Genomic DNA, 24,370 nt, shown 5'->3' with positions numbered 1-24,370 from the left:
CTTTGTCAAATCAAAATATTAGACATATTGCAATTCTTGGCCATTTTTAAATGCTTGATCAATCAAACCGCCACCCAAACATTCATCTTCACGGTAGAACACAACGGCTTGTCCTGGCGTAATTGCACGGACTGGTTCATCAAAGATGACAGTCGCTTTTGTCGCATCTGTTGGATCAATTTTTACCGTCACACCAGTATCTTTTTGGCGATATCTAAATTTTGCTGTACATTTAAATTCTTTTTCTGCAAAATCATCTGTTGTAAAATGAATGTCACTTGCTTTTAAATCTGTAGCATACAAATTATCATGATGGAAACCTTGACCAACGTACAACGTGTTAGTTTTAAGATCTTTACCAATTGCAAACCATGGTAATTGTGCTTCACCATGTCCACCGCCAATGCCAAGTCCTTGGCGTTGACCAATTGTATAATACATTAAACCGGCATGATCACCTTTTTCTACACCATCTAAAGTCATCATTTTCCCAGGTTGAGCTGGTAAATATTTACCTAAAAACTCTTTAAAATTCTTTTCACCAATAAAGCAGACACCAGTTGAATCTTTTTTCTTTGCCGTTGCAAGCCCAGCTTTTTCAGCAATGGCGCGCACTTCTGGTTTTTCGAGATGCCCTAAGGGGAACATTGTTTTTGATAACTGTTCTTGTGACAATTGACTTAAAAAGTAAGTTTGATCTTTATTATTATCAACACCGCGTAGCATATGTGATACACCAGCTTCATCACGAATGACACGTGCATAATGACCAGTTGCTACATAATCGGCACCTAACTGCATCGCATAGTCTAGAAACGCTTTAAATTTAATTTCTTTATTACACATCACATCTGGATTTGGTGTACGGCCTTTAGTATATTCATCTAAAAAGTATTGGAAGACACGATCCCAATATTCTTTTTCAAAGTTTACTGAGTAATAGGGAATACCAATTTGGTTGGCTACTTTGGCGACATCTTTATAATCCTCTGTAGCTGTACAAACACCATTTTCATCAGTATCATCCCAGTTCTTCATAAAAACACCAACAACATCATAACCTTGTTCCTTAAGCATCAAAGCAGTTACTGATGAGTCAACACCGCCACTCATTCCAACTACTACTCTAATTTGACTATTATCAGTCATTTTTCCACCATCATTTCTTATTATTAGATTCTGAAATATCTAACGATTTGAAGGTCGTTCTTTTCAGTTTACTCATTATAGACTGTTTTAAGCAAAAATGCATCCATCTCGCGCAAATTTCTCTTTATGATGATTGAATGATAAAACAACAACTCTAATCTAATAATAATAACAATTGGCTATAGTACGTTTAATCGAATTTTAACCATTAAAAATAGATTTACGTTTTTTTTAAAACACAATCAAAAAAACAGTTGATTATAAACTATAGTATGTTATAATTTATTTAGACGAACGCTTCATTAATTGGTCATCCCCTTCCCCAAAAGCGACCTTTTAATTGTACGTTCGTTCTTTTTTTATCTAATTTTCTCAATTAAAAACCGAGTCTATCTTTTTACTAAAAAGACAAACTCGGTTTTTTTGTATATTTCACCTAAACTCTTAATACTATTCACTTTTGAACTTAAATATTTCTAAAAAAATGCCTTTTACTCAGCTTTCTCTAAACAGTTTTCTTTAATTAAATCGTCCATTAAAAAATAAAACTGCTCTTGTTTTTCTGTTTGATTGTCCCCTTTAAAAATATTTAAAGCTTTCATTCCGTTAGCAGTTGTAATTGACATTTTTAAAGTCTTCAAATCTTTTGCGATTGTTATTTTTAATTTAGGACTTTGCTTCATTTGCGGATTCAAGTCTAAGGGTCTTGCTAACTGGAAATTTCCTGAAGCAGTTTCTTTAAATCCATAATCCTTAAAACTATATCCTCTAGCATTTGAACCAACCTTATATTTCACCGGACAGCCCTCAACGGTTGTTGTATCGAAAAATGACATGTTAATTCCTCCTTTAATAACCTTATTATATACAATTCACTCTAAAATATCTATCTCGCTATTTTTTTAATTTGTTAATTAATTCGATTAAAGTTGCAGTGAAAGCAACAATATCATTCATTTCATTACCATAACCAAAACTTACACGAATTGATTCGCTCGCAGCTGCCAACTCATTAGGACGAATTTTCTTCAATATTTCAGAAGGTTTAACATTACCAGCATTGCAGGCAGAACCAGTTGAAATTGCATAACCCTTTAGATCTAAATTAGATAAAAGTAAATTATTAGGCACACCTTTTAGCCAAATATTCAAAATCGTTGTCAGACTATCTTCCAAGCTACCATTAATTTCAAATGCAATATTTTCAACTTCTAATTGTTGAATAATATATTCTTTAAATGATTGATATTTCTCGCGTTGTTGTTCTTTCTTTTCATCAGTTAATAATGAAATAGCTTTACTCATGCCAACAATTCCAGCTACATTTTCTGTACCAGCACGTTTCTTTTCCTCTTGATCGCCACCATGAATTAACACGGGAGCCTTCGTACCCTGTTTTTCAAAGACAAAGCCGACACCTTTTGGTCCATTAATTTTATGACTAGACACACTTAAAAAATCAACTTGTAGATCACGAACATCTATTATTTCAGAACCGAAAGCTTGCACTGCATCAGTGTGGAACAACGCTTGATGTTCGGCTAGAATTGCCCCAATTTCACGGATTGGGTTAATTATGCCGACTTCATTATTGCCGTACATAATTGACACAAGAATCGTATCATCGCGCAATGCTTTTTCAAAAGATTCAATTGAAATCCGACCTTCATGGTTCACTGGTAAATAAGTCACTTCAAATCCCTGTGTTTCTAAATATTTCAATGAATTTAAGACAGCACTATGCTCAATCTCTGTTGAGATGATATGACGTCCCAATTCTTTTTGATTCAACGCTGTCTGGATAATCGCAGTATTATCCCCTTCTGTTCCGCCACTATTAAAAACAATTTCTTGTGGTGTTGCTTGAATACTTTTAGCAATTAATTCTCGGGCATTTTCTAACTCAAATTCTGCTTGGCGACCAAATTGATGGATACTTGATGGATTACCATAAATATTAGTCATAATTCGCATCATCTCACCGACTACTTCCGGTTTCATAGGTGTTGTAGCTGCATGGTCTAAATATATTGCTTGCATTTTTGTCACTCCAGTTCTGTCAAATTCAATATGAGTATCATATCATATTTTTTGCAAATAAGTACATCTCATGTTTATAGTAACGGTGAAAAAATGCGCATAATACTTCTAAAGATTAACCGATACCAGACAACGTTTTTAGCCTGTTCTAGTGTTACTCTTTGGCTTAGTTCTTCTGTTTCTAAATGATCTTTTAGAACATCTTGAACGCCATTCGTTTGATACATCCAAACCCCACATTCAAAATGTAAAAACAAACTACGGAAATCTAAGTTGACTGTTCCAACAGTTGCGTATATTTCATCCACTACAAAAGTTTTCGAATGGATAAAGCCTGGTGTATATTCGTATATTTTAACACCTGCTTCAATCAACTGAACATAATTAGAACAGGTCACTTCGTGTACATACCACTTATCAGGAATATGTGGTGTTATAATCCGAATATCTACACCACTTTTTGCCGACGTACACAGGGCTTCCATCAAGGTATTATCGATAATTAAATAAGGAGTTGTGATATATATCGATTTTTTCGCGCGATTAATCAAATTTAAATAGACATTTATCCCAACTGTCTCATCATCAAATGGTGAGTCTACATAGGGTTGATAATATCCTTCAGAAACAGGTAATTCCGCTCTTTTAAAAGTTGGTTGAAATTTCATTGGATCTTCAATACGTTTATTAACAAACTGCCATAACGAAAGAAAAATCAATGTTACGCCCCAAGCGGCTTCGCCTTCTAATTTGATTGAGTTGTCTTTCCAATGGCCGAAACGTTCATATTCATTAATATATTCATCTGCAAGATTGATGCCACCTGTAAAAGCAACTTTTCCATCAATAATTGTTAACTTCCGGTGATTTCGGTTGTTAAAAATTGGCGAAAGGACGGGTAGAAACGGATTGAAAACACGACATTTAATGCCTTTTTTCTCTAATTCTTTATAATAATCATTAGGTAAAGTAAATAGACAACCAAAATCGTCATAAATAAATCGAACTTCAACTCCTTGGCGGACTTTTCGTTCTAATACTTCTAGAATTTGATTCCACATTTGTCCTTCTTCAACGATAAAATATTCCATGAAAATATATTTTTGTGCTTTTTCAAGCTCAACCAGCATCGCAGCAAACGCATCTTCGCCTAGAGGATAATATTCGCTCGTTGTATTCTGAAAGAGTGAGCCCTCACCGTACTTCGACAAGTAATTCGACTGTAGTTCGGCATCTAAATTCCCATCCTCAATTACAATTCGATTTACGGTTTTATCCTTAAAGTAACTTTCATTCTCCTGAATTTGGGACATTTGATGTTTCTCGTGCTTGCTAAAACGAACACGTCCAAAGACTAAATAAATTAACGTTCCAAAAATGGGAATGAGCATAATTGGAACAATCCAAGCAATTTTGTATGCTGGATTACTTCGATTGTTTAAAATTTTTATAATGACAATTGCTGATATCACAATATAGAAAAAATAAAAATAAACAAAAAATTCTCGAAACCTATAGATAATGTCGGATAAAATAGCTAGTTGAATGAGTATTAGAACTAGCACAATCACGACGCGATTAGAAATAAGTTTCATAACCTTATTCATCATTATATGACTTCACCTTTTTCATTTTGTTTTTGTTAGTATAACAGATTTTCATACTGATAATAAAGCGATTCGAATGGTTAAATTTACAAATGCTTAAGATAAGTACAAAAACGTTTAAAAACAGGCACTACTCCCATTTTTAAACGTTATGATTTATCTATTATCTTGACCGGCGATTTCTTTGTCTGATTCTTTTACGCTTACGCGCAGAACGAATACTCAAAATAACAAAGAGTAGCAATGACAATACTAAAACAATCAGACAAGCAATAATACCCAAAATTACCGGATCTTTAATTCCTAAACGATTTAGTCCTGGTATTTTGTTTAAAAACGACAAGACACCACCTTCTTGTGCTTTCTTTGCTGTTACTTCTTGCTCCTTCATTTCCGCTTCTTTAGCAGCCGTAGTGTAATCGATCGACTGAGGCTTGATTAAATCTGATACTTGTGGCAAATCTTGTTTCACTTGAACAACTTGATTAGAAGTATCAAAATCAACTTTATCACCTTTACGAACTGTATCTTTTAGAGATTCCTTAAGTACTAGTTCTTTACCACCCACCTCTTGCTTACCTTTAGCTAAAACTTCTTGATAAGCAAAATTTTCAAAACCATACTTCATAATAGCATTTGAAAAAGGATGGCGTTTATATTCGCCTGACTGATCTGACCAATCACCCACACCTAGGACAACAGCAATTAAACGTAAATCACCTTGTTTTGCTGTCATATCAATATTAAAACCACCAGTTTGACTCGATCCTGTTTTAAGGCCATCAACGCCTTCAAAAGGATACTCAGTGTTTGGTAAAGAGTAATTGTAGCTATCAAAAGATTCGGTATACGGTGTATTTTCCATCACTGTAATTTTTTTATCTTTAGTAAAGTCTAAAACTTCCGGGAACTTATTCAAAAAGTAATACGTCAAGATTCCAATATCTCTTGCTGTTGTTTCATTATCCATACTTAATTGGAGGTCTGATTGATCAACACCTGCTTCAGCATAAAAGCCGTTAAACGCTGAAATTTGAGCTCCTGTGGCATTATAGATATGCGTATTGGTCATACCAAGCTCTTTTGCCTTCTCATTCATTAATTCAATAAAACGAACAGGATTCTCGTCAACTAACTCTGATAACATAATTGTTGCAACATTCGAAGATGGTACTAAAACCATTGGAATTAATTCTTTTACAGGATATGCAACGCCTGCTTTAATCTTATTATTACTTAACGCATAAATGTTAGCAATCGATTCATGTCGTGGTGTTGCCGTAATTTCAGTATCCATTGAAAATTTATTATTATGCATCGCATCATAGAAAAGATACAACGTCATTAATTTCATAATACTAGCTGGATTTCTAGGTGCATCTGCATTTTCCGACCACAATAACTTGCCAGTATTTGCATCAATTAAAACAGCTCCTTTAGGTTGGTCTGCTGGATTAACAGTATATTCTGTCTTACCAACTAACTCCATCATTGAAGGTTGTGTACTTTCCGCATTAACTGTTGAACCTGCGAATAGTAACCCGAATAATACAATTAAAACATTAAGTTGTTTTTTTAACATCTAAAACTTCCTTTCGCTTTTCTTCACATTTATCTAATATAGCAAATTCTACTTCATTTTTAAATGACTAATCCAAATTTTCAGATAATTATACATGTTCTGTTACAAAATAAAGTAAAGCATACATTAGAAATGTAAGAGCGGCGACTACCAGATGTTTTCTTTTCGACATCTCCAAATAGCCAATAAACTCACGAATAAAGGCTGTTGGTAAATAGTAGCCCTTAGTTTTAGACCCAATACCTCTCGCTTTGATTCCCATTTTCTGAGCTAATTTACCCGCTCTTAAAATATGGTAATTATTTGACGCGATAACAATTTTCAAACCTGATGTCGACTCAATCTGACGTTCTTCTTTCATAATTTGCGTTGAGAACTCGAGATTTTGAGCAGTATTCATTGATTTGGTCTCGAGTAAAACATTTTCAAGTTCATAGTCTTGTTCGACCATGTAGTTTCGCATTGCTTCAGCTTCTGGAAGTTTTTCATCGCCACCCTGACCGCCGGATAGAATAATTTTTGGTGAATGTTGTTTTTGGAATTGTTGTTTTTGATAAAGTTGATAGGCAACATTGATTCTTGATGCAAGTAATGGAGTCACCCGCTCACCATCAATCAGTCCTGCACCCAAAACAATGATATAGTCAACTTTCCCAAATAATGGATAGTGATTGTAAAGGAACGAAGTTGCAAAATAAAGAATAAAAATACCGATACTATAAGTAAAGATAAAAGTTAGAAAACCAGCAATCATCGTTACTAATGCCGATTCAGAAGTAATCGTCAAAATAAACATACCAATTTCAAAGACAATAATTGCAATCGATGTCAACAATGGCAACAGATTGGTAAATGAAAAGCCTTCCTTTTTTAAGATAGTTCTTTCATTTAAGAAAAGATAAAAAACTGTTGCAAAAATACCAAAAACTGCAACAAAAAGGAATAAGATAAGTCCTGGTAAAGCAAGAATGAATCCAGCACCTTGATTAATTTCTTCAACTATTAAGACAAGGGTTAAATAAGTCCCTCCAAAGAAAAATATTCCAAAAAATCCATTTAAGAGGCTTGTTGGACGATCATAATTCCAATATAGAAAACAAAGCAATGGAATAATAAACATAATAACAAATACCGTAAACTTTATACCAAGCATTTTTTCACTTCCTTTTTATTTTTTATACAACTATTTTAGCATATTCGAATAATCTGTTCATCATACCTAAGACTGCCTTTTTCAAAAGTTAATTGACGATTCGCACATGCTGCTAAAAATTCAGTATCATGGCTAATGACCAAGATGTATAGGTCCATTGTTTTTAACCAGTTAAACAATTCAGTCACTTGCTTCATACTCTCGAAGTCCAGACCACTTGTCGGCTCGTCAAAAATTAAAACTTTTTTATTTGATAATAGTGCTGTTGCAATTGCTAAACGTTGCTTTTCACCACCAGACAGGGTTTGAGGGTGGCGTTTTAATAAATGAGTTAAATTCAACTTAGTTAAAATATTTTGATATTCCGCTTCGGTTTTTGAATGTATCATTAATTCTTTTTCAACTGTTTCAAAAAATAGTTGCAGATGAACGTCTTGTCTCACTAGAAATGATTGTCGCAACAAATCTTTAAGTTTCAATGAACGTTTATCGAGCGTGAAGGTTCCTGTTTTTGATTTCAATAGCCCACAGATCAAATGACTGAATGTCGTCTTTCCCGACCCGTTTGCACCGATAATACCAACAATTTCACCTGGAAAAAATTCACATGACAAAATGTCTAGATGAAAATCATGTTTTTTATCATAGTCGTATGTCAAGTCTTCAATCACAAATGAGCTAGTCGATATTGTTTTTTTCGAATAAGGTTGTACTGTCTGAACATTTGAAACGAGACTTCTCAAACCTAATTCATTCATCTCTTCAGTTGTGCATTTTGTCAAACGCTCAAGCGAAAGGCATTCTTTTAATTTACCATCTTCTAAGATGATGATTTCATCAGCAACATTTTTCAGATACAATAAACGGTGATCGACAATCACAACCGTTTTACCTGCCTGCTTTAATTCACAAATAAAAGTCTGTAAATCAAGTAAGGCTGCTTCATCTAAATTACTTGACGGTTCATCAAATAAATAGAGCGGCCGGTCTAGCATACTAATGGCAGCAAAAGTAACACGTTGTTTCTCGCCACCTGATAAAGTTTCAATCTTTTTGTCCAACAAATCTTTTAATTTAAACTTTTGCGACACTTTCTGAATCTCTAATTCAATCTGCGTAGGATCAACACCTAAATTCTCGAGAGTAAAAGCCAACTCGGAAAAAACAGTCGATGTAAAATATTGTGTGTTAGGATTTTGAAAAACAACTGCTACACCTAAAAGGTAGTTATTAAAATCAGTCAACGGTAGTTTTTGATTCATCACATTGATTTCGCCATTAAGTGCGCCCGGATAAAGTTCTGGAATTAAACCATTCAATAAATGTAAGATTGTCGATTTACCTGAACCACTTTTTCCTGCAAGTACGACACATTTTCCTTCAGCAACGGTCAAATTCAAATGATTTAAAATATCATCTTGGGTATATTTAAATTGAACATCAGAAAACTGAATCAAAAAGACCACCTCCTACTAAAAGATAACACACTAAAATAATGATAATTAACCAATCAAACCATTGAAAATTCAACCTTTGAACTGATGTCCTCTGATAAGTATCATTATTTAAACCTCGAATATAAGCGACCTGTGAAAGATTTTGAGACACTCTTTCAACAGACACAATGATAGGGACTAATAAAAATTCAAAAATCAATGATGGGGATTTCAAAAAATCCCAATTAGATGAAATTAAACCTCTTAATTTTAATGTTCCCAATATGGTTTTTGTATCATGAACCAAGATTGGAAAAAAGCGAAACACTACCATTACAGGAATCACAACATATTTGGGCAAGTGAAAAAAATGGAGCGTAACAATCCATTCACTAGCTGTGGTTTTATTTGTTGCTAATAGAATCGCTGCAATATTTGGTACAAATAAAAGGTTACCTGTTACCCAGAAGGAAACAAAATGTAAGACCGGATGGGTAAAATCATAATCTAAAACTTGGTTTAACACGATCAATATAAGATAATAAACGATGAGAATCACTGCTTTTTTAACGGCACCCTCTAATAACAATAGTAAGCAAACAAAAATTAAAAATGCTAAAAATATTTCAGTTGATGGCTGAAACATTAAAAGCAAACTGGCTGTTAAAATAACTGCCAGTTTGCTCCTAGGATCGATTTTAATTGTGGTATTCAACATTGTTACACCTGTTTTTCTTGCGAACTAAGCGCAGATAGATGTTTTTGATAATTCTTCATTCCAATCGAAAGACCTATCACACTCAAAATTAAAATCAAACCAAGACAAATCCAAAAACTTGTCATTGAGATTGCTGAAAATGCTGATTCAATATACTCACTTGATTTTCCTTTAGCAATTAAGCGCTCCACATAAGCTTCTTTCATAAACCACATTGGAATTAATGGGCCAGTTAACCCTAAGCTAAAGATAAAATAGCCTAAATATAGTTTTAACTTTTCTTGAATTTTTGTACGATGTTGAATCACATCTGCAATAAAAGGAAAGACAATACTTGGTAAAAAAGAAAGTGGAAAATAACTAAAGACAAGAAAGAATAAGGTCATCAATGATCCTAAAATTGTAATTGATCCAAATTTTGGTACCTTTCTAATGACCGTTAAGTAAAGCAATCCCGAAAAGAGCGCACACATACTTGGTATCAGTAACGTATTTACAGTCGGGACTGTGAATCTCAAAACCATTGTCACCACAAAAACAATTAAAAAATAAATTGTGGCATATATTCCCATTGAAACTAAATCATGTAACTTCATTTGTTTCATTAAATATCCTCCTAAAAAATCACTCTTGTGAAACACTAATCAATTTTCACTATGATAGTATAACACAACTCCCTAAAAAATTAATCATTATAATAGCAATTGATAAACCAAACGTTCTCCATCTCGAATAGGAATCGTCATTGTCCCACATTCTGAAAAATCGAATTTTGCAATAATATGTTGCATTACGATATTTTTTTGATGTGTGTCAATCCGAATATCTCGGCCACCCGTTCGGTATGCTTCTGAAATCAGATGACTCATGAATAATTTAGCCAACCCTTTTTCTTTCGTATTTGGAGAAATGGTGAACCGATGAATCGTATGGTAATTCTGACTATCATGCAACCACTTTCCAGAATCCAGTGTCTTATAATTATCTTCTGGTTCTTTCTGTAAAACGGCCACGCCAACAATTTGAGTTTGTTCCACCAAAACAAAACAATCTTCATTCAGAATATCTTGTCGCAATACTTCTCTCGGCGGAATGTTCTCATCTTGCCATTGTGGAATTTGAGCACTCTTTAGAATTTCGACACCTTCATAAATAACTTCCATCACACGATTTAAATCTTCTATCGATGCTTTTTTCACATAATACAACATGTTTTCAACCCCCTATATTATTTATTAAAAATCTTGATATAAACCAATTTTCGCTTTTAACTTAAGCACCCTAAAAACAGATTGATTCAATTGATTTTCATCATATTTGTCTTCTTTCACAGCTTTTATAACAACTGGAATTTGCGTTGCATAAGTTGAAGAGAGAATCAAATCATTGCCATTTTTTAAGGCCAGCAATGCGGCTTCTTCTTGAGAAGTAAATTTACTTAATCCTTGCATATCCATATCATCCGTCATAATAATCCCGTCAAAATTCATTTGATTGCGAATATATTGATGCGTTTTTGCTGAAATTGACGCTGGCATCTCATCATCCATGGCTTCAACAATATTGTGTGACACCATAATACTATCCGCTCCTGCAGCAATACCTGCTTTAAAAGGAATTAAGTCATGTCTCTCCAGCTCTTGCAAGGAACGTTGATCCTTCACAATGTCCAAATGAGAATCTTCATTTTCACCGTAACCTGGAAAATGCTTCAAAGTTGAAACCATTTGTTCTTCATTTAGGGTTTTTACCGATTGAGTCACGTATTCACTGACTTCTTGCACATTATTTCCCAACGAACGATCATAAATAAAAGCCTTACTATTTTCTGCCATATCGGCGACTGGATACAAGCCTGCGCGAATGCCCAATTGCTGCATCACTGCTGATTTTGCCTTAATATCTTCCGCAATAGCGCTCAACTTACCTTGTTTATATACTTCACGTGGTGATTGAAAAGGTTTGTCAACAAGAGTCGTATTGCGACTTAAGCGAGTGACTGTACCTCCTTCTTCGTCCGATGCAGTTAATAATGGTATCTTAGCAACGTGCTGAAAAGACTGAATTTTTTCTTGTAATTGATTGGCCGAAACGTCTTCAATATCGCGCCCAAAAAGCAAGTAACCACCCAAATGAAATTGTTCAAGATCCGCAATGGCATTTTCTTCAGGAACACGAGCTAGGAAAAGTTGCCCCACTTTTTCTTCAAGTGACATTTTTTCAATCGCCAATTTCAATTTTTCATCTTGCGATAATTCTTTTGATTCACTCGTTCGTTGAGAAGAATTCAACTCTGACGGGGTTGTTGATGTAGTTGATTTCATTTTTTGTTGCGGCTCTTTCGTTAATAATTTCGGAATAAAAATAATAGCAAAAGCTAACAAAATTAAACCAATCAAACCTATTTTTGATTTTTTCACTACGTCTGTTCCCTCCCTTATAAATAAGTTTAATCCTATCAAAATCCAACTTCAAAAGCAAAAAATGTGACTATTGAATGCGTCGGAGACATAAAAAATCACTTACAAAAAAAATTTCTTATTTTTGTAAGTGACTGTTGTCATTATTAGAATATTTTTTACATAATTAGATAAATATTTTTTTAACGGTAAACTAAGCCGCCATCAGTCAGAATTGCTTGACCTGTAATGTAATCTGACTCATCAGAAGCTAAGAATGAGACTAAATTCGCAACATCTGATGGTTGTTGGTAACGTTGTAACGCAATACCAGCAGTATAATTAGCAAATGGTTCACCCGGTTGCAATTTACCATCACTATGTTTAACCATTGCTGCATCAATACGATCCCACATTTCAGTTTTAGCAATTCCAGGACAGTATGCATTAACTGTAATTTGGTGTTTAGCTAATTCTTTTGCTGCAGTATGAGTAAATGAACGGACAGCATGTTTAGAAGCGCAATATGTTCCTAAGATTTCAAAAGATTCATGACCAGCTATACTACATGCATTAATAATTTTACCTTTTGATCCTTGTTTGATAAATTGTTTAGCTGCAACTTGTGTACCAAATACAGTACCATTTACGTTAATTTTAAAGACGCGTTCTAATTCACTTGCTTCAATTTTTAAAAATGGTGTTACTGCGTCAATACCAGCATTATTTACAAAAACATCGATTTGACCAAATTCGCTAACAGCGCGTTTCACAAGATTTTCTTGATCGTCATAACTTGATACATCACCGACAACACCAATAACATCAGCGCCTTGAGCTTTCAGTTCTTCTGTTGTTTTATTTAAAACCGCTTCGTTAATATCATGTAAGACAACTTTGAAACCATCTTTGATTAAACGTTCGGCGATTCCTTTTCCTAAACCTGCTGCTGATCCTGTGACAATTGCTACTTTACTCATTCTTCATTCTCCTAACTGATATTTATTACTAAAGAATTTCTTCTTCAATAATACATAAGCAAGTTGCGTGCCAAAAAAGAACGTGAACAAATCAACAAACTTTAAACTAGCGAACAGGACAATCGGACATTTTTGTAGCGACATTGTTTATAATGAAACATTTATTGTTCTCCAAATGTCAGGCTTTCACATAATTGATAATCTTTAATTTTCCAATACTTAGAAGCTAGTTTCGTCACAAAGTAGCGATCATGACTAATCATCAACAGACTGCCATCAAATTGCATTAATAAATTCTCTAACCACTCTCGCGTCTCAATATCTAAATGGTTTGTCGGTTCATCCAAAATTAAGAGGTTAATATCCTGCTGCAAAAGAACTGCTAATTTCAAGCGAACTTTCTCACCACCACTCAACGAGGTTACATTTTTAAATACATCATCTTGCTTAAATAAATAATAGGATAATAAGCGACGACTTGTTTCCTCATCAAGTTGACATTCTCGTTTAAAATAGGAAAGAATCGTATCATCGCCTTTGTCAAAAGTAATAATTTGAGGTAGATAGCCTAGCTTGATATTACTTCCAAGTTTAATTTCACCTGCATCGATACTTTCAGTGCCCAAGATCATTTTAATTAACGTTGATTTTCCTGATCCATTATTTCCAAGTATTGCAATCCGGTCTTTAACGTAGACATTGGCCGTAGCCTCTTCAAATAATGTTAACTCATCAAAAGATTTCCATAAAGCTTGAATTTTCAAAACATCCTTACCAGAACGATTTGTCTCTTTAAAAGTTTGAGAATCATGTAATAATTCCTGATGAGGTCGTTTGACCTCTGTCATTTTTTCTTTCTTTTTCTCTAACTGTTTCGCTTTTTTAAACATTTTTTCATTATCCGCAATCGCACCCCAATGACGAAAACGACGAATCGCGTCATCAATCTTACGTTGTTCTTTCTGATATAATAGAAAATCTTTTTCTTTTTGTGCAAATTCTAATTTGCGTAATTCAAGAAATTTTGTATAATTTCCCGGGTAACTTTGCGCTTTCAACTCATCAATTAAGACGACACGCTGAACGACACGATCTAAAAAGTAACGGTCATGTGACACAATAATTACTGTTTGTGGCACATATGATAAATAATTTTCTAACCACTTCAAGCCGGCTTGATCCAAATGATTCGTTGGTTCATCTAACAGAATAATGTCGCCTTTTTCAATTAATATTTTGGTCAATTTAACTAAAGTCTGTTGACCACCACTTAAATTGGCAATTTTTTCTGATAACAGTTGCGAAATACCCAACCCCGTCGCAATACTGCTCACCTCTTCTTGTAAAGTATAGCCACCAAGTTCAATAAATTCATCTTGTAAACGACCATAATACGTTAACTTCTTAGTGAGTTCTTTCTCTGACACTTGTGTTAATTCATGTTCGAGTCGTTTTAATTTTTTTTCTAAATCAAATAAATCTTTTTTGCCAGAGCAGATAAACTCATATGCTGTTTGATTTGTATCAATCACACTGGCTTGTTCTAGCAAACTCACTGTTTCATTTTTAGAAATTGATAATTCACCTTTTTCAAGTTTTTCTTCTCCTGTTAAAACTCTCAATAATGTTGTTTTACCAGCGCCATTACCACCAATTAAAGCTACTTTTTCACCAGTCTTCACTTCTAAATTTAAATCTTCAAATAATACCGTCCCGTAGACTGTTTTATACCCATTATTTATTTGTAACATATTCGTTCCTCATTTCTCATTTATCATTTAGAGGATACAAAAAAGAGACCCACCTTAATAAAGTGTCAGCCTCTTTACGTTTTTTGATCAATACAAAATTTAAAATTGTTATGTATTAATTTACTTTGCTGTATCACTAAATGGTTATTTTTACGTTCTTTTTATTAAAAATAGACAGACTCATCCAATTTAGCGCAAAAACGGAAATAATTGCACGGCAAAGATAAAGGAATTTTAATTCTCTTTTGTTATATAAATTGCTCATGCTAACCATAAAGTGATCACCTCTTTCTCGTCAATATTTCTTACAGTATATCAAAAAAATTACAAAACACAAAATAAAAGAGTATGCTCTAAAAAAGGCTAACCTTTCGGCTAGCCTTTTTTCCCATTTATATTTACTTTTTAACAAATGTGAGATAACTTAAATTATTTTTAGTATACACTTTTTCTTTTTTTAGAAAAATTGTTTTTTCCTGTGCCTTGAAAAGTGGAATTCCCTCTCCTAAGATGACCGGAACAATTGCAAGTTGATATTCATCAATTAAATTTGCTGCAACAAGTGGGGCAACTATTGAACTTCCTCCTACGATCCAGATATTTTTTCCTGATTTTTCCTTCAGATCATCAACAAGGTCAACGATATCTTGATTTACAAAATGAATATTTTCTTTATCTGTCCGTTTCTTCGAAGTCAGGACGTATGACGTTGCATTTTCATACGGATAAATATCTGGCGATAATTCATTCACAACTTGATCATAAGTTGTACTACCCATGATGACTGTATCCACAGTCTCATAAAAAGTTTCATAAGAATTATCTTCTTCTAGAATTGGTTCATCACTTTCAAGCCAATCAATTGAACCATCCTTTGTCGCGATATATCCATCTAAACTCATTGCAATATACAAAATTATTTTTCTTTCGTTCATATTATCCCTCCTAATTGATTTAAATTATACCTTAAAGTATAATCCATAAAAAGAGACATTTTAGCAATTTGTCTCATACCAAATTAGGAGGTTCTTTAAATGTTAAAAAGTTCAGCAAGTACCATTTGGCAAGCTACATTACCTCTCATGCTTGACGAGAAAAAAAGTTTTCGTCAACTATCTGTTGCAGAAATTTGTCAAAACGCATCTATTCATCGTTCTACATTTTATCGTACATTTACAGATAAGTTTGCCCTACTCGAATTTGGAATTGAAGAACTTTGGAAAAATTATTATCAAGAGCTTGATAATAATTTGAGTACACCATTTCAAACAGCCGACGCTTTCTTCGAAAATTCAGAAAGTAACCTTTTCTTAAAATCACAACAAACAGATGAGCAGATGCTTGAAGACATAAAAAATTTAACTCTAAAACAACTTGAAAGATATTATGCTAAACAATTAGATGAAAAATACGCCGTTTTAATCGCTGGATTTATCATCAATGCGATTAAATATATCGATCAATACGGCAACAAACAAAAAGTAAAGCTCACACCAATTGAAAAAGATCAACTCTTTAAAAATATGGTCATGCCTTTGTTTTTAGAACACCAAAAAAGTACCTAATCCATACAAAAATGGATAGCCCACCATCACACCACTCATTACTTTCAAAACAAGTGGGAAAGTCGTCTTTTTATCTTGTTCTCTTGTATATTTTGTTAACGGTTTAACAGTGAACGGCAGGAATATTAATAGTAAAAGAACAGTTAATGGAGCTAAACCAAGCCAAACTAAAACTGCTAACCAAATCGCGATAAAAGCAAATATCAAGACTAACAAATGAACCGCACTTTCTTTTCCTAAGTAGTAAACTAAAGTAAAACGGTGATTATTGATATCTTCTTCTAGATCACAAGTATTATTAGCTAACAAATTACAAAACATCGTCAAAACTAACGGTAAGGTAATCATAAAAATAGTGAGAACATCATGCCCTCTAAACTGAGGCGTTTGATTTTGAATCAAATAAGCTGCAATGAAAGGAATCAAAAATCCACTCGCTAATGCAGTGACACTTTAAGCAATCGGTAAACTATTAATTGGGTATTTTCCATATGAGTAAAACAAGCCTAAGTAAAAACCAAAGACGCCAATTAATGCAATCCACCAGCTTGTGACCCAAACCAAATAAGCCCCTAATACAAAAGATAAAACCATCCAGATCCAAAACAGACGTTTGACACTCTGTATTTGCAACTGATCACGACCTATAATATTTACCTCAGATTTATAGTAAGCATCTTGTGCATTGCGAAAATCCATCCAATTATTAAAAATATTTGTTGCAATATGAAAAGTAATCATAATAAAACTAAATAGAACAAGCGTCCAATTTAATTCTCCCAGTTTCAAATAAACCGCTGCGGAACTCCCTAGTAAAATAATAAAGAGATTTAACGGTGCGGTATAAACTTCCGATAACTCCCAAAATTGTCGAAAAGTGACACGATTCTTTCTCATTCAAATTCCCCCTAAAAATTCATTCTGCTACATTCTAGCGAACCCCAATTTGCGAAACAACTAATTATACTTATTCAACTTACTTTTAAAACAAAAAATCAAAAACAATCTAATAACTCCGATTGTTTTTGATTTTAGTTTTATTTTTTATAGACAGAAAGACTTAATGGTAAAAATGTAAAATGCTCTGTTTCAGTCGCATGATTACTTAAGATAAGTTGATAATCTGACAAATCAAATGGACTTTGACGGCTCTCTTCATTGGTATTAATACTGATTAAGTAATGTTGTTCATCGTTAAATAATTCAAAAATGATTTGACCTTCCTCAGCAAATTTTACAGTAGAATGTTGCTTGATGTCCTCATAAGAAGTCATCCTAAATAGTGGTTCGGATTTTCTTAATGAAACTAATTCTTTAAAGAATGTAACTGCTTCGTGTTCTGCTTCAACTCGTGACCAGTCAAACTGATTGATTGCATCCGTTGAACGATAACTATTTTCATCACCACTTTTAGTCCGTAAAAATTCTTGCCCAGCATGGATAAAGCTAATCCCTTGAGACAACATTGCAATTCCTGTACTTAAGGTATGACGCTTACGACGAATGTCTTCCGTATCATTCGGATTAGTTAAAACTAACTTATCATAAAGTGTATAATTATCATGTGCTTCAACGTACTGCACAACCTGATTTGGATTTTGATAACCTTCTAAGCCATTAGCACCCAACATATTTTGAATCACTAATTTTTCTAATCCTTTACCACCATTAACCATACCCGGTTCGGTTGCATAGAAAACATGCCCTTTTACACTATCGCGTAAAGAATCATTAAAATGAGCAATACTTGGCATCTGATTGGCATTTTTCTGAATGGCTTTTTTATCCGCTGCAAGAGGCGTATCTAAATTCCAACCCTCGCCTAAAATAATAATTGATGGATCAATTTTATCTACGACTCGACGAACTTCATTCATGGTCTCAACATCAAGAATACCCATTAAATCGAAGCGAAAACCATCTAGGTTATAGTTCTTAGTCCAGTATTCGATACTATCTACAATATATTTACGTACCATTTTACGTTCAGAAGCAACATCATTATTCACTCCCGTTCCGTCAGCAAGGTAGCCATCTGGTAAGTATCTAAAGAAATAACCTGGAACCGTTAAATGAAATGGGTGATTCGGTACTTCAAAAACATGATTGTAAACAACATCCATAATGACACGCAATCCCTTGTCATGATAGTCTTCAATCATTTGCTTCATCTCTAAAATACGAGTTTTAGGATTTGTTGCATCAGTGCTATAAGAGCCTTCGGGAACATTATAATTCTGCGGATCATAACCCCAATTATATTGTGGAACATCTGGTTTTGCTTCATCGACAGTACCATAATCATACATAGGTAAGAATTGAACATGGGTCACACCTAAATCACAAATATAATCAAACCCTGTTTTTTGCCCAGTTGGTGTCTGAGTCCCTTCTTCAATTGCACCTAAAAATTTTCCTTTTAAGGCCACACCACTGTTTTTAGCAATCGTTAAATCACGAATATGTGTTTCATAAATAATCGCATCGGTTGCACTTGAAAAAGCAGGCAATCTTTTTTGCCCAGGTAAAGCAACCGTCTCTGGATTCACAACAACTGACCGCATACCATTGACAATGGCAGCTGTCGCATATGGATCTGGTGATTCAGTTGTAGAGCCGTCAGCAAAAGTTAATTGAAACGTATAAACCAATTGATCCTGATCACCACTCAAAACCGTCGTGTAAGTACCACGCTCCGTTTGTTTCATTTGAATTTTTTGTTTGACGGGACTATCTTCATTAAAACCATCATAAATCTTAAGCACAACTGACTGGGCTGTCGGTGCCCATAGCTTAATTTCAGTCTCATCTTTGCTATAAGAGGCTCCTAATTGACCATCATAAAAAAAAGTTTCGTCAAATTCTGGTGTTCGGACAACTGCACCAAACATTACCGGTGCTTGAATATCATCAGTTAAACTGAATTCATAGCTTTCTGTTAGAGTTAACGGTGTATCAGTTTTAAAAACAACTGATAATTCTGACTCTTGGTGAGACATTTCGCTCATCTTTAATGACGTTTTTTGTCCCTCTTTTGAGATTAAGACTGTTTCTTCAGTATTAAATTCAATTTCAGGATCTTTCAATACGACCTTAATCGATCGAATCGATTCGATCGCGCACTCTCTAATTGCTTCTTTTCTTGAATAGTAACTCGGTTTCATATTTTCCAAGTTCTCCCCTCCATCTTCATAGTATTTGTTTTTCAAATTACAAAAAACAAAGCCAACATTGGATAAAACAAATTAATTTCTCACTTTCCCCGTAATCTGAACTCACAATGTCGTTCTTTCAACATACAATAAAAATGCTCAGTAATGAAAAAATCTGTTTTATTTTAATAAATTCTTTAAATCTGTCACACGAGTATAGCATGGAAAAACATACCAGATAATGTGTTATCGGTAACAAGATACGACAAAAAAACTCCTATAGTAAAGCAAAGATATGCTTTACTATAGGAGCCGAAGCTTTTAATTAAAATTATGCTGCTTCATCTTTTCGTTTGTAAACATAGAAACCTGATGAACCTAGTAAAATTAAGCCAACCACAACAAGGAAGTTTTCTTTTTCACCAGTTTGTGGTAATTTGCCACCTGTTGGTTTAGTTGTTGTTGGTTTAACTGTCGTAGGCGTTGTTGTTGTTACTTTAGCTAATGATTTTTTAGCTTTTTCTAAACTTGTCACTTGACGCGCTACTTCTTCTTTAGAAATCTCTTTATCTTTATTTGTCGCGTCTTTCAACATTGCTTTTGCCTTAGCAAGTTCTTTAGAAAAACCGGTCCAAGATTCTTTTGTATAATCTTTTTCATTTAATTTTTCTGATTCAGACACAAGATTTTTAAGTTCTTCTATAGAAACTAAATCTTTTTTAGCTTGGGCAAGTTTATTACGTTGCGCTACATATTCAGCATCAGTTGCATCCTCTTTCAATAATGCTTCTGAAACTTTTAATTCTTTATCAAATGCAATCCAACTATGCGCAGTAAAGTTTGTTGCTGTTAATTTCTTGCTTTCAGTCACAAGATTTTGAAGTTCTTTTTCACCAGTTCCTTCTGGTTTCACTTGTGCTTTAGAAGGAATTAAACGAGAATATGGTGTTGCTTCGCCATAATCTTCAATATTGTATTCTTTAGCCTTCATTGAAACCACTTTGCCGTCAGTATCGCCAGCAATCTCTTTAAGGAAGTCGGTAAAGATGACATCCATTGAAGGACCTTCTTCACGTTTACCACCTAACATTGTATAGCCGTCTCCACCAGCAGCAAGGAAGTCATTGGTTGCTAGTTTATAAACTTTCTTATCGTCCACTTCTTCAAATTTACCAGTTTTACGGTTTTTAATTTGAACAGAGTGTACACGTTGACCTTTTTTACCTTCTTCTGGCACTTCACCAGGTTTATTAGTATCATACAAGACTTTCACCGAATGTGATACTTGTAAGAAACCACCGTTACGTCCTAATGCTGGCATGCCATTTTCATCTAAGACAACTTCATTTGTACCGTCTTGAGTTTGAACTGGAGAACGTAATGAGAATTCAAACATTTCTTTCAATTGTTTACCTGTCACATCAATTTGAGCAATTGTGTTACCAAATGGTAAAACTGCTAAAATATCTGCTTTCGTTACTTTACCTTGATTAATACTAGTACGAATACCGCCACCGTTAATCATCGCTAGGTCAGTTTGACCACCAGTAAAGCCTGTTTGTCCATAATCATAAAGTGAATCTGCAATAATATTACCTAAGTTAGTTTCACGAGTACGTCCAAATTTAGCATCACCTTCAAGATGAACTGGATTGTTCTCAATGACAACTTTATCCATTTCTTCTTTGAATTTAGCTGCTGTTTCATCAATAATTCCTTTGACTTCAGGGTTTTCAACAACTTCTTTAAACTCAGCTGCTGGAACTAATCTTGCTTTAAATGTTGGTTTGTCACCTTTATAGCTAACATCAATCATCCCAACATTATTTAAATAATTACCAGTTTGAGCTAATAATACGTTACCATATTGTTTTCCTTCTCTTAATTCCGAATGAGAGTGTCCATCAATAATGATGATTTTTTCTTTAGGGAATTTTTTAGAAAGTTCTTCAGCTAACGTATCACCACGCCACGGAGCTGGAGTTGTTTTATCAATTCCTAAGTGAGTTACAAAAATAAATGCATCAGTTTTTTTATCTAGGCTCTTAATCATTTTTTCTGCAACAGGAATCGGATCTAAGAACTCAACGCCTTTCACATTGTTTGGATGTGTTTTGAACGCTGTTTCAGGAGTTGTTAAACCAATAATCGCAAATTTCTTGCCTTCTTTTTCAACGATTTCATGTGTTTTGAATGAATTTTTACCATCTTTCATTGTATTCGCAGAAACCATTGGTAACATTTCTTTTAATTTCATTGCTTGGTCATAACCAAAGTCAAACTCATGGTTACCAGCAGCAACACCATCATAAGGAATCATACCCATTGCTGTTGCCATTGTTAACCCTTTAGTAAAGTTTGAAATTGCTAAACCTTGAACTGAGTCGCCACCGTCTAACATTAAAGTCGGTTTCTTCTCGTCTTTAAATGTTTTTAATTTAGCCATACCAATTGCTTTACCTTTTTCGTCATATTGAAGACGACCATGCATGTCATTTGTATGCATAATAGTAAAGTCGAAATCGCCTTTTTCTTTCAGATATTCATCCGGAATCAAGCCTTGTTTAGCTAACTCATCAACATTTAGCTTACGAACATTTGGTGTACGCCCGTCTTTAGAAGCCATAATTTCAAAACCTTTAGTACCTTTTTTAACTTGTTCGATAATGTAATCGCGAGCAGGATGTTTAAGATCGGCACCAATGATTTCAAAACTATTTTCGATTTCTTCTTCAGGTTTGATTGTACCTTTTTCTTTAATATATTTAACAATCTCGCCTCTTAAAGTCGCAGGATCTGATTCCCATAGTGGTGTAGCATCAACTAAACCATCTTTTACCATACCTTCAAAACGATAATTGTTCATTGCCATCGTGAATTTTTGACCATCAGTTACTGGTTTATCTTTAAATGTTAAATCAACAATTCTTTCGCCTACTGGTTTAGAAATATCAATTTTATATTTAACGCCAGAAACGATATCATAATTGTAAACACGAATTTTTTCGTTAAATGCAATTGTTACATCGTTTTTCTTGTATTGTTGGTAATATTTAGCTTGGTTTTCTAAATATTGTTTTAATTGTTTACCATTCATACCAGCTTTAACTAGTGTGTTTGGATATTTGTAAATATTGAAAACGTCAGAATATTTAATATCGCCAGCATCTAATTTACTATCAGCTTTAAAAAGAGCTGATGCAGCTAAATCAGATTTTGTTACGTCTCTTTGAACATTGTTGATTAAAGAAATCATCGCTGTTGGACGTAATTGTGCTTCTGGAATTCCAGGTACTTCTTCTTTTGGTAAGAAGTTTGCACTTGCTTGACCTACTACACCAGACACATATTCTTGTGTTTTTTCGTGAGCTTCAAGTGTTGCAGCTTTTACGTCTTCATCACCTGCAAAGCCTTTAGATGAAATAATTGAAGGTGTTGCTTCCTTAATTTTCCACTCTTTATCATCTTTATCTGCTGCTTTATCAGTCGCTTTTTCGTCAGCTTTAGCTGATTCTTTTTCTTTAGTTGTTTCAGTTTTAGCATCTGTTGTTTCAGCTGATTTTTCTGCTATTTCTTCAGTTGCTTTTTTAACATCTTTTGCGACTTCTCTTTCTAGTTCAAGATCAATACGAACAACACCAGAACCAGTATCTTTAACGGCACCAGCTGGTTTTGCTTTACCTGTATTATCCGGAATCATTTCAGTAAATTCACGGTGATCATGTCCTAAAACAAAGGCATCAATTTCTGGAACTTCTTTGATGACATTTCTTGCAGCAGCCCCCGGATCGCTATTGTCTAAGCCAGCATGAATCGCGGCAACAATCACGTCAGGTTTTTCTTTTTCATTAATAATCTTAACTTGTTTTTTCGCTTCAGTGTTTAATGGTTTAAAATCTAAAGACTTAACTTTATCACCATCCCACATTGGAACGTGAGGGATTGTCAAACCTAAAACAGCGATTTTAACACCATCCACTGTTTTAACAGTATAAGGTTGTACAAAGTTTTCGCCAGTAGCTTTCACATAAGTATTGGCAGAAAGTAATGGGAATTTAGCATCAACTTCAACTTTTTTTATCAAGTCTAAACCAAAGTTAAATTCATGATTACCTAATGACATTGACGTATAACCAATAGTATTCATTGCGGCAATCACAGGATGTGTGACTCCCTGATATTCAGGATCAGAACTGTAAATGTCATCTGTTAATAATGTGCCTTGTAAGTTGTCCCCTGCATCAACAATGATTGTATTTGGATTTTCAGCTTTGACTGATTTTACGATTGAGCCAATTCTAGCAAAACCAACATCAGCGACTGCATTATCTTCATAAGAGTAATCCCATACGTTTCCGTGAACGTCAGAAGAACCTAAAATTGTAATTTTTTTTGTTTCTTTTTTTGTATCTGCTTCTTTTTCAGGTGAAGCCGCTTTCAATACTTTTTTAGCTTCTTCTTTAGTTTCAGTTGTTGCTGTCGCTTCTGAAGTTTTAGTTTCAGCAACTTCTTTCTCAGTTGTTTCAACTGTTTTTTCTTTAGTTGACTCAGCACCAGATTCTTTTGTGATTGTTGGATCTTTTTCTACCTTTTCACTTTTCTTATCAGTTGTTGATTGAACCGTTTTTTGATTTTCCTCAACAATCGTATTAACCTTTTTACTATCTACAGTTTCAGCAAACGTAATCATTGATGGGCCTACTGATCCAGTTAATAAAGCAAAAGTTGATAAAAGAGTAATCATACTTTTTTTATAGTTACGCAACAAATTCTCCTCCTTTAATAATCGATACCTATTATTACAAACTTAGTCTCCTTTCTTTCAAGAATATCTATAT

At 34.0% G+C, this 24,370-nt stretch carries 18 protein-coding genes and 1 pseudogene; 1 reads left to right on the top strand and 18 read right to left on the bottom strand.

Annotated features, from left to right (window positions below; translation table 11 throughout):
* Positions 1-18 precede the first annotated feature (18 nt).
* The 15 genes from mnmA to ESZ54_RS03820 form a co-directional block, all read right to left on the bottom strand.
* The gene (mnmA, locus tag ESZ54_RS03885; protein ID WP_136136373.1) at positions 19-1,149 is read right to left on the bottom strand and encodes a tRNA 2-thiouridine(34) synthase MnmA; all 1,131 of its coding nucleotides are present in this window, start codon (positions 1,147-1,149) and stop codon (positions 19-21) included.
* Between the two features lie 491 nt (positions 1,150-1,640).
* The gene (locus tag ESZ54_RS03880; protein WP_136136372.1) at positions 1,641-1,985 is read right to left on the bottom strand and encodes a cysteine desulfurase; all 345 of its coding nucleotides are present in this window, start codon (positions 1,983-1,985) and stop codon (positions 1,641-1,643) included.
* Positions 1,986-2,043: 58 nt separating this feature from the next.
* Positions 2,044-3,189 (bottom strand): cysteine desulfurase family protein, encoded by a 1,146-nt coding sequence (locus tag ESZ54_RS03875; RefSeq protein ID WP_136136371.1) that lies wholly within the window; start codon positions 3,187-3,189, stop codon positions 2,044-2,046.
* Positions 3,190-3,263: 74 nt separating this feature from the next.
* The gene (gene cls / locus ESZ54_RS03870) at positions 3,264-4,661 is read right to left on the bottom strand and encodes a cardiolipin synthase (protein WP_239433741.1); all 1,398 of its coding nucleotides are present in this window, start codon (positions 4,659-4,661) and stop codon (positions 3,264-3,266) included.
* 298 nt (positions 4,662-4,959) lie between these two features.
* Positions 4,960-6,378 (bottom strand): serine hydrolase, encoded by a 1,419-nt coding sequence (locus ESZ54_RS03865; RefSeq protein WP_136136370.1) that lies wholly within the window; start codon positions 6,376-6,378, stop codon positions 4,960-4,962.
* Between the two features lie 88 nt (positions 6,379-6,466).
* Positions 6,467-7,531 (bottom strand): YdcF family protein, encoded by a 1,065-nt coding sequence (locus ESZ54_RS03860; protein WP_136136369.1) that lies wholly within the window; start codon positions 7,529-7,531, stop codon positions 6,467-6,469.
* Between the two features lie 35 nt (positions 7,532-7,566).
* The gene (locus ESZ54_RS03855) at positions 7,567-8,988 is read right to left on the bottom strand and encodes an ABC transporter ATP-binding protein (RefSeq protein WP_162615087.1); all 1,422 of its coding nucleotides are present in this window, start codon (positions 8,986-8,988) and stop codon (positions 7,567-7,569) included.
* Positions 8,972-9,685: an energy-coupling factor transporter transmembrane component T family protein gene (locus ESZ54_RS03850; RefSeq protein ID WP_136136367.1), complete on the bottom strand. Its 714-nt coding sequence runs from the start codon at positions 9,683-9,685 to the stop codon at positions 8,972-8,974. Before ESZ54_RS03850 ends, ESZ54_RS03855 begins: the two co-directional genes overlap by 17 nt.
* Positions 9,686-9,687: 2 nt before the next feature.
* Positions 9,688-10,290 carry an MptD family putative ECF transporter S component gene (locus tag ESZ54_RS03845; RefSeq protein ID WP_136136366.1) on the bottom strand — a complete coding sequence of 201 codons (603 nt, stop codon included), beginning with the start codon at positions 10,288-10,290 and terminating at the stop codon, positions 9,688-9,690.
* Positions 10,291-10,377: 87 nt separating this feature from the next.
* Complete coding sequence (locus tag ESZ54_RS03840; RefSeq protein ID WP_136136365.1) at positions 10,378-10,896, bottom strand: GNAT family N-acetyltransferase; 519 nt, start codon at positions 10,894-10,896, stop codon at positions 10,378-10,380.
* A gap of 24 nt (positions 10,897-10,920) precedes the next feature.
* Positions 10,921-12,105 carry a glycoside hydrolase family 3 protein gene (locus ESZ54_RS03835; RefSeq protein WP_136136364.1) on the bottom strand — a complete coding sequence of 395 codons (1,185 nt, stop codon included), beginning with the start codon at positions 12,103-12,105 and terminating at the stop codon, positions 10,921-10,923.
* Positions 12,106-12,287: 182 nt separating this feature from the next.
* Positions 12,288-13,064, bottom strand: coding sequence for an acetoin reductase (locus ESZ54_RS03830; RefSeq protein WP_136136363.1), 777 nt, complete (start codon positions 13,062-13,064; stop codon positions 12,288-12,290).
* 161 nt (positions 13,065-13,225) lie between these two features.
* Complete coding sequence (gene abc-f / locus ESZ54_RS03825; RefSeq protein ID WP_136136362.1) at positions 13,226-14,815, bottom strand: ribosomal protection-like ABC-F family protein; 1,590 nt, start codon at positions 14,813-14,815, stop codon at positions 13,226-13,228.
* 136 nt (positions 14,816-14,951) lie between these two features.
* Positions 14,952-15,080, bottom strand: a complete 129-nt coding sequence (locus ESZ54_RS12825) for an RAxF-45 family protein (RefSeq protein WP_420824351.1) — start codon at positions 15,078-15,080, stop codon at positions 14,952-14,954.
* A 133-nt stretch (positions 15,081-15,213) separates the two neighbouring features.
* On the bottom strand, positions 15,214-15,750 hold the full coding sequence (locus ESZ54_RS03820) for a dihydrofolate reductase family protein (RefSeq protein WP_136136361.1): 537 nt from the start codon (positions 15,748-15,750) through the stop codon (positions 15,214-15,216).
* Between the two features lie 99 nt (positions 15,751-15,849).
* Here ESZ54_RS03820 and ESZ54_RS03815 point away from each other — a divergent pair, with 99 nt between their 5' ends.
* A complete protein-coding gene (locus ESZ54_RS03815) occupies positions 15,850-16,380 on the top strand; it encodes a TetR/AcrR family transcriptional regulator (protein ID WP_136136360.1) in 531 nt (176 codons plus the stop codon).
* Here the strand turns inward: ESZ54_RS03815 and ESZ54_RS03810 are convergent.
* The 3 genes and pseudogenes from ESZ54_RS03810 to ESZ54_RS03800 all read right to left on the bottom strand — a co-directional run bounded on the left by ESZ54_RS03810 (position 16,357) and on the right by ESZ54_RS03800 (position 24,297).
* Positions 16,357-17,277: pseudogene (locus ESZ54_RS03810) on the bottom strand (prenyltransferase). The gene ESZ54_RS03815 and the pseudogene ESZ54_RS03810 overlap by 24 nt on opposite strands.
* A gap of 140 nt (positions 17,278-17,417) precedes the next feature.
* On the bottom strand, positions 17,418-19,544 hold the full coding sequence (gene pulA / locus ESZ54_RS03805; protein ID WP_239433745.1) for a type I pullulanase: 2,127 nt from the start codon (positions 19,542-19,544) through the stop codon (positions 17,418-17,420).
* A gap of 319 nt (positions 19,545-19,863) precedes the next feature.
* Positions 19,864-24,297, bottom strand: a complete 4,434-nt coding sequence (locus tag ESZ54_RS03800) for a 5'-nucleotidase C-terminal domain-containing protein (protein ID WP_136136358.1) — start codon at positions 24,295-24,297, stop codon at positions 19,864-19,866.
* Between the last annotated feature and the right edge of the window lie 73 nt (positions 24,298-24,370).

Origin of the sequence: Vagococcus silagei, from assembly GCF_004795745.1 — a bacterium.
GTDB lineage: Bacteria > Bacillota > Bacilli > Lactobacillales > Vagococcaceae > Vagococcus > Vagococcus silagei.
The sequence above is the reverse complement of the archived record's forward strand: the minus strand, read 5'-3'. Positions and strand labels throughout refer to the sequence as shown.